Here is a 12,676-nt window from a genome sequence, read left to right as displayed (position 1 = left end):
TATTCTATTAATATCTAATTTAGGTGATGGTTATGATTTTACCCGTTATTATGGCGGGCGGCACTGGTAGCCGTCTCTGGCCAATGTCTCGCGAACTTTACCCAAAACAATTCCTTCGCCTTTATGGCGAGCATTCTATGCTTCAAGAAACAATTACGCGCCTTAAAGGCTTAAACGTTTCTGAATCATTAGTTATCTGCAATGAGCAGCATCGGTTTCTCGTCGCTGAGCAACTCCGTAATATTGGGCAATTATCTAAAAACATTATTCTCGAACCCGTTGGAAGAAATACTGCGCCTGCTATAACGTTGGCAGCGTTAAATGCAATCACTGAGGCTGAAGATCCACTTTTATTAGTGTTAGCAGCAGATCATGTCATTGGGAATCAAAAGGCATTTCACCGTGCGGTACAGGATGCAATTCCCTATGCAGAACAGGGAATGCTTGTGACGTTTGGTATTGTTGCGGCAGAGCCAGAAACAGGTTATGGGTACATTCAACGTGGTGCTTCATTAGGAAGTGGAAAATCTCCTGTATTCAGTGTTCATCGTTTTGTAGAGAAACCGGACCTTCCAACAGCATTACAGTATCTGGAGTCTGGTGAGTATTACTGGAATAGCGGTATGTTTCTGTTTCATGCAAGTCGGTTCCTCGAAGAAATGTCTCAGTTCAGACCGGATATTCTTGCAGCATGCAAAACAGCTATTGCGTCTGCTCAGACAGATACACATCAAGACTTTATCCGCGTTGATAAACAAGCTTTTATTTCGTGTCCCGATGAATCAGTTGATTACGCTGTCATGGAAAAAACAACTCATGCTGTCGTCGTTCCTCTTGATGCTGGTTGGAATGATGTAGGTTCATGGTCTGCACTTTGGGATGTCAATAATAAAGATGCTCAAGGCAACGCTCTGGCCGGTGATGTTTTCACACACCATACCAGTAACTGCTACATCAACACTGACGAAAAATTTATTGCGGCAGTTGGTGTTGATAACCTGGTAATTATCAATACCAAGGATGCGGTACTGGTTATTGATAAATCACAGGTTCAGGACGTTAAAAAAGTTGTTGAATTTCTCAAAAAAAATGAACGTGGTGAACATCGAGTCCACCGTGAATCATACCAACCCTGGGGAAAAAATGACAAAGTTGTGAGTATGCCTCGCTATAACGTTAACCGCGTGACGGTAAAACCCGGAGGTATGTTTTCACTGCAAATGCATCATCATCGTGCTGAACACTGGGTCGTTCTTTCAGGAACTGCAAAGGTGACTATTGAAGATAACACCTTTTTACTGACAGAGAATCAATCGACATTTATTCCCATAGGTTCTCAACATATGTTGGAAAACCCCGGAAGGATTCCACTCGAATTGTTGGAAATACAGTCCGGTTCCTATCTTGGTGATGACGACATTATTCGTACCAAAGATCACTATGGCCTTAGCTAAACAAGGAATGCAAAATGTCTGGTAAATTAACCTGCTTTAAAGCGTATGACATTAGAGGGAAATTAGGTGAAGAATTAAATGAAGATATTGCTTACCGGATTGGTCGTGCTTATGGTGAATATCTTAAACCTAAAAAAATGGTGGTCGGTGGAGATGTACGATTAACCAGTGAAGCCTTGAAAAATGCTTTGGCTAATGGTTTACGTGATGCTGGGACTGATGTTATAGATATTGGTTTATCCGGTACTGAAGAGATCTATTTTGCAACTTCATATTTAAGTATTGATGGTGGAATTGAAGTTACAGCCAGTCATAATCCGCTAGACTACAACGGGATGAAGCTAGTACGGGAAGGTTCTAAACCGATAAGCGGGGATACTGGTTTACGTGATATTCAGCGCCTTGCTGAAGCGAATGATTTCTCACCTACTAACCCAGAAACTCGTGGCAGCCATACCACACTTTCTGTTCTGGATGCTTACGTTGATAAATTGTTCAGCTATATCAACCTGGATAATTTCACGCAACCAATGAAACTAGTAGTTAACTCTGGTAACGGGGCTGCAGGCCATGTGATTGATGCAATCCAAGAGCGCTTTGAACAAGCTGGCGTTAATATTGAGTTTATTAAGGTACATCACCAATCAGATGGTAATTTTCCTAATGGTATTCCCAATCCGCTGTTGCCTGAATGCCGTGCGGACACCACAGATGCAGTAATTGCAAATGCAGCAGATATGGGTATCGCATTTGATGGGGATTTTGACCGTTGTTTCCTATTCGATAGCGAAGGGAAATTCATTGAAGGTTATTATATTGTCGGATTACTTGCTGCTGCCTTCCTTGAAAAAGAACCGGGTGCACGCATAATTCATGATCCTCGCCTGAGCTGGAATACCATAGATATCGTTACGGGTGCTGGCGGTGTGCCTGTCATGTCGAAAACTGGTCACGCATTTATCAAGGAACGCATGCGCCATGAAGATGCGGTTTATGGTGGAGAAATGAGTGCTCATCATTACTTCCGTGATTTCGCTTATTGCGATAGTGGGATGATTCCGTGGTTGCTTGTCACTGAATTACTTCAGGTCAAAGGTCAATCTTTAAGGCAGTTAGTTAACAGTCGCATGCTTGCTTACCCAGCTTCAGGTGAGATAAACAGTGTACTTGAACAGCCACAACAGGCGATTGAACGTGTATTACAACACTATGAAGATGACGCATTAAGCCTTGATAGAACTGATGGTATTAGTCTTGAGTTTTCTGACTGGCGATTCAACTTAAGAAGTTCCAACACTGAACCAGTAGTTAGACTTAATGTGGAATCTCGTGCAAACGTGGCTTTAATGCAAAAGCATACTGATAATATCCTTGCTATTCTCCGTAGTTAATCATTATTCATTGCCACGTAATGATATAAGTCTTTCTCATATTAATATTAACTTTCTTTTCAGATTCTTCATAATCGAGTTAAAGAACTAGCCTTGTTAAAGCTGGTTTTGTTTATCGTGATCAGTACTAAAGAGGGGTACACTATGTCACAGAATATAAGTATAGGAATCGTGGCCGACTGGTTAGTAGGTTTTGCCGGTGCTGAGCGCGTGATTGCCGAATTCATTCATCTATTCCCCGCATCTGAGATTTATTCGGTTGTCGATTTTTTGTCAGATGATTCTCGTCATCATTTTCAAGACAAAAAAGCGACGACATCGTTTATTCAGCGTCTTCCTGGAGCCAAAAAAAAGTATCAAACCTATCTACCATTAATGCCATTAGCCATTGAACAACTCGATGTCACTCAACATGACGTCGTGTTATCAAGTAGCCATGCTGTGGCGAAAGGGGTGTTAACCGGGCCTGATCAACTTCATGTTAGCTATGTTCATTCACCCATACGTTATGCCTGGGATTTCCAGCATCAATACTTGCGTGAGTCCGGGCTAGACAGAGGATTGAAAGGTAAGCTTGCTCGTTGGATGCTTCACAATATCCGCATGTGGGATTGCCGTACTGCAAACGGTGTTGACCACTTTATTGCTAACTCCCATTTTATTGCGCGTCGTATCAAAAAAGTTTATGGCAGGGATGCTGACGTTATCTATCCTCCTGTTGATGTCGATCGGTTCACGTTACATGAAAAGAAAGACGACTTCTATTTTACAGCCTCGCGTATGGTGCCTTACAAGCGAATTGATCTGATTGTTGAAGCTTTTAGTCGTATGCCAGAGAAAAAATTAGTTGTAATTGGCGATGGTTCTGAGATGGCTAAAATTAAGTCGAAGGCGACAGCAAACGTTGAAATTCTAGGCTATCAACCGAATGAGGTGATGGAAGACTACATGAGACGTGCCAAAGCATTCGTGTTTGCTGCTGAAGAGGACTTCGGCATTACACCGGTTGAAGCGCAAGCATGTGGCACTCCGGTAATAGCCTTTGGCAAAGGAGGAGCGTTGGAAACTATTCGTCCTTATGGTGAAGAGTATCCGACAGGATTGTTTTTCTATGAACAGTCTGCCGATGCTATTGTCGAAGCGGTAGAGAGTTTTGATATTATTGGGCATGACATACAACCAATTGATTGCCGCACCAATGCTACGCGTTTCTCAGCCGAGCGTTTTCGTAAAGAACTGGATATATACATTAAAACCAAATGGGAGATGTTCAAACTGAGCAAGGAAGTGGTTTATTCATGAGAGTTAAACCAATATTTGTCGTTTTTCAGTCTCGACATATCAGGCCGCACAGAAATTAAACTCAAGTTTAATTTTAAAGAGTAAAGGCATCCCTATGCACCAGACGCTATTAGTTGTCGTTTTAAGCGGAAAGACTTACAAGGACTCAACAACGCTCAATTGCCTAATGAGTAAGTCATATGCAAATGTTGAACTCATTATTATTAATATAGGTCCTGATGCGTTACGGTTTGATAAGGATTTCATTCACACATTGGGTTTTTACGTCAAAAGTATCGATATCAAAGAGTATCTGGATGCCAGACCGCTGAGCGGTATATTCAATGAAATTATCAATGAGCATCGTGAGGTTGAACGAATCGTATTATTAGACGATGGTTGTTATCTGAGTAAAGATTATATATATAATCTTGATAAATTTCATACCGGTGAAATTGATCTGCAAGTTCCTCACATCAGATCAAAAATTGACGGAAAAATTTATTATCCTATCATCGATGAAACTGTAGCAAATGTAGCTGATGGTTTGGTTCTAAATCCCACACAAAATATACATTCGCTGGGATTCGGTTTGGTTGTTTACCGCTCAGCAATTAATAAATTCCTAGAAATTAGAAAAAAAATTTTTGATGATGATTTTTCTTTATATGATGTTGACTGCGTTTTTTTTGAAAGAATTATCTTGTTAAAAGATAATAATCTCAACATTAAGATTCAAGTGGTTAATACACTGGGGCATGTTCTCAATAGTAGCAGTGGAAAGGACAGCAAATGGCGAGTGATATCACGTCTTAAAGAAGGGATCTTGCTAATCAAATCATATTTTACAAGTTAATCAATTCTCTATTTTTAGCGCACTCTGATTATCACTATGCAACAAGAAATGCAGATTTTATTGTTGCATTTTTTGGCAAGACTTATCTAATCATTAATGGATTTATTGGCCGGGTTTAATAATATGACAACACTCCAGCATCGTATACAGATTACCTCAGAGTTTACATACAAAACTCTTCTCACAAAATTTTCCTTGGCGTTTTCAGATTTACTTTTTTTTAACGCAGCGTTGTTCGTTGCGCTAAAAATTATTGATTCGGGAGCTCATTCAATACTTTCTGATATATCGGTAAAAGATCTCAATCTAAAGATTTTTACTCATATATGCTTGTCGGTTATCTGTGTTGTTTGGTTTTGGGTACGGCTGCGTCATTTTACCTATAGAAAGCCATTTTGGTTTGAACTGAAAGAAATTTTTCGCACTATTCTTATCTTCTCAGTGATCGATCTTGCAATCACTGCTTTATCACAATGGCAGATGTCACGATTCGTGTGGGCTTTGACTTGGTTGTTAGCATTGATTGTGATTCCAATTGGGCGCAGCATTGCACGTCGTTTACTAGACCATTTTGGTATGTGGAAAAAACAGACAATCATCATTGGTAGTAATAATAATGCACAGGAAGCGTGGAAGGCATTACAAAGTGAAGAAGTCATGGGCTTCGATACCATTGCGTTCTATGACGTCGATGGTAGCTGCCAACAGTCTAGTGTGGGTGGTATTCCGGTATTAAGAAATGAACATGATCTTTGGTTGCTGACAAATAATGAAACACAGTTCATTGTCGCAGTAGAGACTGAACAAAGTCTGTATCGTGATCAGTGGTTGAAAACTTTGGCAAAACGCAATTGCCGTTCTGTTTCAGTCGTTCCTACATTAAGAGGTGTACCACTTTATGGAACGGAAATGGCCTATATATTTAGCCATGAGGTGATGATCCTTCTTGTGAATAACAATCTGGCAAAACGAACTTCACGTTTCCTGAAGCGGGCATTCGACCTCTTGGGGGCACTTTCGATTATCATAGCATTGTCTCCTGCATTATTGATTCTTGGTTATCTTGTGAGTCGTGACGGAGGTAGTCCAATTTATGGCCATGAACGTGTTGGCATGAATGGTCGCAAGTTCAAGTGCCTCAAATTCCGCTCGATGGTTATCAACTCAAAAGAAGTGCTGGAGGAGGTATTGCGCACCGACCCTGTTGCGAGAGCTGAGTGGGACAAAGATTTTAAACTGAAGAACGATCCTCGTATCACTAAGGTTGGTAACTTTATTCGCAAAACCAGCCTAGATGAGCTACCACAATTGTGGAATGTGGTTCGGGGTGATATGAGTCTTGTGGGGCCACGCCCAGTTATTGAAGATGAGCTCAGCCGTTACGCTGGAGACGTCGATTATTACCTGATGGCTAAGCCAGGCATGACTGGATTATGGCAGATCAGTGGCCGTAACGATGTTGATTATCAAACGCGTGTTTATTTTGATTCTTGGTATGTTAAGAACTGGTCACTTTGGAATGACATAGCGATTCTATTTAAGACGGTTGGCGTAGTGCTCAAGCGTGACGGCGCCTATTAGTTTCCTCTTATTTATTAAATGGAGTTAATATGACAAAAATCAACCCAGTCACTACTCAGTTGCAGAACAGTTTTATTGAATGTGCAATAGATCAGCTATCTCTCAGCGTGCCTTTTAATAAAGTGAATTTATTTGTATGTGATATTCATTATTTCCTTATAGCTCTAAGTCGAGGGGATATTAACTCCAGATCAAAAAATGTTGTCTTAGTCTATAACAACTATCTCGAAGTATTCATACTACAATCAATCTGTGATGTGTCTTTTATAGCGCTTGATGTTCGTACACAAGATGTTTTTGATTATTTTCAAGGAACAAAATCCTTTAAGAAGGTAAAGCCCTTCAAGCAGAAGGAAGACAGTGCAAGAATGCGTGTGTTTCTTCTTATTTTGCGCGGTTGGGACGATAATCGTATTTGTGACACATTAATGATCACGATGAAAAAGTTACGAGAATATAAATCTCAACTCACATATACATTCTTCGTCAAAAGAAGAAATCTTTTTTATCTAACTTTAAATGGTTTCCTACAAACTGAAGTATTAGCAGCATAATTTCTGTGATTATGACTTGGCGGGATGAAATGGACGAATCCCTAGATAGTTTAATGGTCTTAACTTTTAGGGCAGAGTTATCCACTTGGGTAGTTATTAATCACCAACGTTTGATGCAAAACATGGATTCTTGCTGAGATTAATTATGGATTCACTCTCATATAAAATGACTTCAGTGCTGTTAATGTGTTCCAAATTGTAGTTCATCTGAGATAATAATCATGACACCAATTACTTTTGCTCGAAAGGCTGTTCGTAAACTCTACTCTATTGGTGCTACACCACTCTATTCTTCATTTCTACATAAGAGAAATATAAATGGCATTAAGAAGGTATCTGGAGTTTCGGGTCCTATCATAAGCTTAACTTCATATCATAAAAGATTTAATATTCTTTATCTGACAATTGAATCGTTAATTAATCAAAATTATGCTAATGATTATCAGATAGTAGTAACGATATCTGATGAGGATGTTGATATTTATGGGGGGCTTCCTGATAACATTAGTTCACAGATAAACAGAGGCGTTAGATTAATTCGTGTAAAAGAAAATATTAAAAGCCATAAGAAGGTTTTTTATATTAGCAATGAGAATGAAAAATCACCAATTATTACAGTGGATGATGATATATTGTATCCGAATTGGTGGCTCTCTGAAATATTGAATAATGCATCACTTGAACCAGATTGTGTTCTTGCATTTAGAGGGCATCATATTATCAGAGATGAGAATGAAATAATTTTCGACTACGGGTTGTGGTTCAATAAATCTGATCAAATTACAACGTCATTTTCTAAATGTTCTTTTCTTCCCACTGGAACAAGTGGGGTCTATTATCCAGTTGGATCACTGAAAGGATTGGAATCAACAAAGAATGACTTCCTTGCACTATGTCCTCATGCAGATGACCTTTGGTTGAAATATATAACCACTGTCAATGGTTTTAAGGCAAAGAGAATAAGAAAACGCAATGTTCATTTCTTATGTTCTGACCTTAGTGATAGTCTTCACACAGTTAATGTACATAATGGTGGTAATGATATTCAATTCAAGAAAATAATAGAGCATTCTGAAATATTTAGGCAGAGGGTTTTTAATGATGCGACACTAATATCTTAATATGTGCTTTAATTATTATATGACTTATAAATGGCTTCATTTTCTGGGAGGTTTATTGTTTTATGGGTAATAAGAAATTTTCGTACATACATTACATACGAGGGATTGCTATATTCTTCATCGTCACAACGCATTGCAATTTATTTACTACTGATGATAGTGTTTTAGCCCGCCTATGGAGTGAAGTTTTAAGGGAATGGACTGCAATTTTCCTCCTGATTTCTGGATTTTTATTTCAATATTTAGTGCCTCGGTATGAAGTAAAGAAATTTTACGCCAGTAAGTTCAAAAATGTAATCCTTCCATATTTAATAATATCTATTCCTGCAATTAGTATTTATGTTTTAGGTTTGAAGAAAGAACACAACTGGGTTGATATTAATGAGTTGATGAAACATTCTATTCTTTATATCTTGATATTCTTCTATGCTACAGGGGCAAACTTGGGGCCATTGTGGTTTATCCCAATGCTTTCCCTGATTTTTCTTAGCTCAATTCCGTTAAAAATGCTGGGGGAGAATAGAAAAAATATTTTATATGCAGCGGTGTTTTCTATTGTTGTGATTCTTTTCACTTCGCGACCAGTGGTGACTCTAATGCTTTCTTGGCATATATTCACTTCTTTCCTGTATATGTTTTGGGTATGTTTATATGCGAGTATAGAGATACTTTGATTGAAAATAAGAATAAGTGATATTTCCTTTTCGCTTTTTTAGTACTGTTTGGTATTCGTTTGGTTTTTGACGTCACACCAAGTCTTTCAGTATTATCGAAGATTTTTTATTTCTTTATTTATTCATTACTCTTTCCTCAACTAATATGCTATATGTGACAACACCATTGTCATGGTTGGCTACGTCAAGTTTCGCTATTTATTTTCTTCATGGGTATTTTGTCGGTTTTCTTCGGAAGAAGATTGAACTCATTAACTCTTATTCCTTGGGCTCGAGTGTCATAATTTAAGTTTCAATTAGTGCTATTTTTTCTATAGTTATCATATCTATAATATCCTTTTGCGTGTACGCATTGAAAAAACACGCGTTAACACGCGATTGATACTTGGTTCTTGATAAGACCTGTAAATGTTGGAATATGGTGCCATGCTGCTGTATCAGAATTATAACAACATGGCATCAAAACTAAATGCGCTTAGGCTATGTTTCATCATTCAAAAAATAAACTCGCCACCACTCCTCAATCGCCGTCAGCAGCGCATTCTGAATAATCTTCTGCGCCAACAGCGGATTCTGTTCCGCTTGAGCAGCCTGCAATGCTGCAATATCCAGCTTATCCAACGTACGATACACATGCTTCAGGAAGCGAATCGATAGGTTCGCTGCTTCCACATTATCCTCACGGAACGGGAACTGATCCAATTGCCAGACTCCCTCCCAGTTGTTGATCTTCAGTACGTAAAAGAACTCGAAGATCTCCGTCATATGCACCGTGCCGACCACCAGGTCATCATCCCAGCCACGTAGGTTGTCGTTTACATCCATACCGAACAGGCGGCCATGATCGATAATCAACTGCGCGGACCCGGCAGGTGATTCATCGGCAAATAACGCATGGCCAAAATCCAACAGGATGCCAACATTATCCAACCCCATCTCCTCAATCCCCAGTAAAGTCCGTGCAGCCGAATCCCAGGTCATTTTTACCCGAGGTTCTCGGGGTTTGTACTCAATGGCAAATTTGACATCCGGATTGGCGCTGGCCAGTTCGCGCATGCCATCAACCGCCAGGCGTTAGAGGTTTTATGGTCAACCTGGAATGGATAATCCCAACCATCCTGGCCTGGCCATACCTTGACATAGTTAGCTCCTAACTCACGTACCACGTTTGCGGCTTCATGCATAAGATCAAATGCCTGCTTACGTAGCTCTGGGTCTGGGTTGGTAAACGCCCCCTGAGAAAAACGACGTAAGTAGATCTCCGGGGTCACGCCGATGGCTTTCAAACCTGCTGCTGCCAGCGCTTGTTTGACATCGCCCACGCTGACACCCTCGGTAAAGGGATAGGGGACGTCAACATAGGAAAGATCTTCAACGGTACCGGCAATGCGGATTTGTTCCAGCGTACTCAAAGCGTGACCGTAACCTGATCCTACCCGCGTAATGTGGACACGGCCCTAAGCGAGGTTCTGGTTTTCAAACTGTTCCGGGCTGAGACCACCACAGGCACTGTGGCGACGCCAGCGATTGTAATCACACTCGATATAATTAAACACCGTTGCCCGCATTATTTCACGGCTGGCAAAGGGTTCGCCGTGGATACATTCCACTTTCAGTGAGTGGAAGAAGCTTTCAGCACAGGCGTTGTCATAACAGTTGCCACGGGCGCTCATGCTGCCGCGCAGGTTATGTCGCTTCAGCACTGCCTGATAATCCGCTGAGCAGTATTGCCCACCGCGATCGGTGTGGACGATGACATTCTCTGGACGTTTACGCCGCCACAGCGCCATCTGCAACGCATCACAGGCGAGATGTGCTGTCATCCGTGATGACATCGACCAGCCGATAACGGCCCGCGACCACAGGTCGATGACCACGGCAAGGTACAGCCAGCCCTCATCGGTACGTAAGTAAGTAATGTCTCCCGACCACTTCTGGTTCGGGCCGCTGGCGTAAAAGTTCTGCTTCAGCAGGTTTTCTGACACCGGCAGACCGTGCTTACGGTAACTGACCGGGCTGAACTTACGTGCAGCTTTTGCCCGCAACTCCTGACGGCGCAGGCTGGCAGCGATGGTTTTAATATTGTATTCAGGCAGTTCTTCGGCGAGACGAGGCGCACCATGACGCTGTTTTGCCTCGGTGAATGCCTGGCTGACAACAGTATCGCAGATGAGCCGGAACTGTTGGCGTGGACCGGATTGATGGCGACGTTTGAGCCATGCATACCAACCGCTTCGGGCAATCCGGAGGACGCGACACATAGCTTTGATGCTGAACTCAGCCTGATGCTTTTCGATAAAGACATACTTCATTTCAGGCGCTTCGCGAAGTATGTCGCGGCCTTTTGGAGAATAGCCAGCTCCTCGTCCCGTTCTGCCAGCTGGCGTTTGAGGCGGGCAATTTCCGCAGCCTGTTCGCTCTAGCGTTCTGATGTGGTTGCCTGATTCTGCTGTTTGCTGCGCCAGTTATAGGGCTGGGACTCATACAGGCTGAGTTCGCGGGCGGCGGCAGCGACGCCAATACGCTCAGCGAGTTTCAGTGCTTCACCGCGAAACTCTGGCGTGTGCTGCTTACGGGGTTTCCTGCTGGTTGATACGGATTTTGTCATGTGAGTCACCTCTGGTTGAGAGTTTACTCACTTAGTCGCGTGTCCACTATTGGCGGGTCGGAACAAATGGCCTTGGGCCAACGGTGCCACGCCGCCATGGCCCCTAAATTAGGCTATTCATCAATTCTATATATCTTAATGAGTTACAAGAGTTAACGAACAATTAGACGGGCACACCGGATACTCAGAGCGCACAATGAGTTCGGCACATAACAAAAAAAGTCAATCGGACTGCTTTGCCGCTCGCTGCATTGAACGTTAACGTCCGCTTCTCGCTCAAAGCAGACATTCAACTCTGTAAGCTCGCCCGCTTTTTACCCGCGCGTAAATCAAGAGCCGCACACTGTAACAAATCTATGAATCCGCCGTTTTGCGGACAGCAAAATAGTGCGCTGGCGTACTGCCCATGGTTTTTCTGAACATGGTGATAAACGCGTTAACCGACTCATACCCTAAGTTTGCTGCCACGTTTTTTACCGACACCCCACTTGCCAGATCCCGCAGAGCAATAATCAAGTGCAGTTGCTGACGCCATCGACCGAAGGTAAGACCGGTTTCACGCAGCATTAAGCGCGCTAACGAGCGCTCGCTGAGTGCCAGTCGCTTTGCCCAGACTTTGAATGTGCTTCGATCGCCTGGATTGCTGACCAGTGCATCGGCCATAGCGCTAATTTTAGGGTTAGCTGATACTGGCAGGCTCAATTTCTGCTGCGGCATGGTCACGAGTTCATCGAGCGTCACTCTGGTCAGCCTGCCAACATGACTCAGTGGTGCGTAATCAACGCCTTCATTCGTTAAGCGACCAACTAACTCTTTAACCAGGGGGGAAATTGCCAGCGTGCAGCATTTCACCGGCATTGCGGCAGCGCCCGGCTCAATAAACAGATAGTTAAGGTGCGCATTCCAGGTCGCTTTGGCGCTATGGGGGACTCCGCCTGGGATCCACACTGCGCAATCGGGTGGCACAATCCAGATATTGTTTTCCGCACGACAAATTACCGCCCCATACAGAGCAATAATCAACTGCCCTTTACGGTGCGTATGAACCGGCACTTCGGCTGCGTAATCAACGAAATCGATATGACGAGCGACTGCGGGGCTCGACGTGCTGTCGGGATCAAACAACGTATTGGCAAGTCGGGGTGTCATGTTATTG

General features: G+C 42.3%; 9 protein-coding genes and 2 pseudogenes. 8 read left to right on the top strand and 3 right to left on the bottom strand.

Annotated features, from left to right (window positions below; translation table 11 throughout):
* Positions 1-32: 32 nt before the first annotated feature.
* From Q3H59_RS03450 to Q3H59_RS03415, 8 genes are all read left to right on the top strand, one after another.
* Positions 33-1,454 (top strand): mannose-1-phosphate guanylyltransferase/mannose-6-phosphate isomerase, encoded by a 1,422-nt coding sequence (locus tag Q3H59_RS03450; protein ID WP_309833210.1) that lies wholly within the window; start codon positions 33-35, stop codon positions 1,452-1,454.
* 14 nt (positions 1,455-1,468) lie between these two features.
* On the top strand, positions 1,469-2,845 hold the full coding sequence (cpsG, locus tag Q3H59_RS03445) for a phosphomannomutase CpsG (RefSeq protein ID WP_309833208.1): 1,377 nt from the start codon (positions 1,469-1,471) through the stop codon (positions 2,843-2,845).
* 144 nt (positions 2,846-2,989) lie between these two features.
* Positions 2,990-4,147: a glycosyltransferase family 4 protein gene (locus tag Q3H59_RS03440; protein WP_309833206.1), complete on the top strand. Its 1,158-nt coding sequence runs from the start codon at positions 2,990-2,992 to the stop codon at positions 4,145-4,147.
* Between the two features lie 94 nt (positions 4,148-4,241).
* The gene (locus tag Q3H59_RS03435) at positions 4,242-4,982 is read left to right on the top strand and encodes a hypothetical protein (protein ID WP_309833203.1); all 741 of its coding nucleotides are present in this window, start codon (positions 4,242-4,244) and stop codon (positions 4,980-4,982) included.
* A 123-nt stretch (positions 4,983-5,105) separates the two neighbouring features.
* Complete coding sequence (gene wbaP / locus Q3H59_RS03430; protein WP_309833198.1) at positions 5,106-6,563, top strand: undecaprenyl-phosphate galactose phosphotransferase WbaP; 1,458 nt, start codon at positions 5,106-5,108, stop codon at positions 6,561-6,563.
* Positions 6,564-6,592: 29 nt separating this feature from the next.
* Positions 6,593-7,117, top strand: a complete 525-nt coding sequence (locus Q3H59_RS03425; RefSeq protein WP_309833194.1) for a hypothetical protein — start codon at positions 6,593-6,595, stop codon at positions 7,115-7,117.
* A 221-nt stretch (positions 7,118-7,338) separates the two neighbouring features.
* Complete coding sequence (locus Q3H59_RS03420) at positions 7,339-8,238, top strand: hypothetical protein (RefSeq protein WP_309833191.1); 900 nt, start codon at positions 7,339-7,341, stop codon at positions 8,236-8,238.
* Between the two features lie 62 nt (positions 8,239-8,300).
* Positions 8,301-8,912, top strand: coding sequence for an acyltransferase family protein (locus tag Q3H59_RS03415; protein ID WP_309833190.1), 612 nt, complete (start codon positions 8,301-8,303; stop codon positions 8,910-8,912).
* 480 nt (positions 8,913-9,392) lie between these two features.
* Here Q3H59_RS03415 and Q3H59_RS03410 read toward each other — a convergent pair.
* The 3 genes and pseudogenes from Q3H59_RS03410 to Q3H59_RS03400 all read right to left on the bottom strand — a co-directional run.
* Positions 9,393-10,339, bottom strand: a pseudogene (locus Q3H59_RS03410) (sugar phosphate isomerase/epimerase family protein); the annotation flags it as partial.
* Between the two features lie 30 nt (positions 10,340-10,369).
* Positions 10,370-11,520, bottom strand: a pseudogene (locus Q3H59_RS03405) (IS3 family transposase).
* 354 nt (positions 11,521-11,874) lie between these two features.
* Positions 11,875-12,669 carry a helix-turn-helix transcriptional regulator gene (locus Q3H59_RS03400; protein WP_058776671.1) on the bottom strand — a complete coding sequence of 265 codons (795 nt, stop codon included), beginning with the start codon at positions 12,667-12,669 and terminating at the stop codon, positions 11,875-11,877.
* Positions 12,670-12,676: the final 7 nt, after the last annotated feature.

The organism is Pantoea sp. SORGH_AS_0659 (assembly GCF_031453915.1).
GTDB lineage: Bacteria > Pseudomonadota > Gammaproteobacteria > Enterobacterales > Enterobacteriaceae > Pantoea > Pantoea leporis.
This window is presented reverse-complemented; position numbering and strand designations above follow the sequence as displayed.

What these genes read in the sequence shown, in the direction of transcription:
- Q3H59_RS03450 (WP_309833210.1), top strand. Translation starts at nt 33, where the DNA reads ATGATTTTACCCGTTATTATGGCGGGCGGCACTGGTAGCCGTCTCTGG.
- cpsG (WP_309833208.1), top strand. Translation starts at nt 1,469, where the DNA reads ATGTCTGGTAAATTAACCTGCTTTAAAGCGTATGACATTAGAGGGAAA.
- Q3H59_RS03440 (WP_309833206.1), top strand. Translation starts at nt 2,990, where the DNA reads ATGTCACAGAATATAAGTATAGGAATCGTGGCCGACTGGTTAGTAGGT.
- Q3H59_RS03435 (WP_309833203.1), top strand. Translation starts at nt 4,242, where the DNA reads ATGCACCAGACGCTATTAGTTGTCGTTTTAAGCGGAAAGACTTACAAG.
- wbaP (WP_309833198.1), top strand. Translation starts at nt 5,106, where the DNA reads ATGACAACACTCCAGCATCGTATACAGATTACCTCAGAGTTTACATAC.
- Q3H59_RS03425 (WP_309833194.1), top strand. Translation starts at nt 6,593, where the DNA reads ATGACAAAAATCAACCCAGTCACTACTCAGTTGCAGAACAGTTTTATT.
- Q3H59_RS03420 (WP_309833191.1), top strand. Translation starts at nt 7,339, where the DNA reads ATGACACCAATTACTTTTGCTCGAAAGGCTGTTCGTAAACTCTACTCT.
- Q3H59_RS03415 (WP_309833190.1), top strand. Translation starts at nt 8,301, where the DNA reads ATGGGTAATAAGAAATTTTCGTACATACATTACATACGAGGGATTGCT.
- Q3H59_RS03400 (WP_058776671.1), bottom strand. Translation starts at nt 12,669, where the DNA reads ATGACACCCCGACTTGCCAATACGTTGTTTGATCCCGACAGCACGTCG.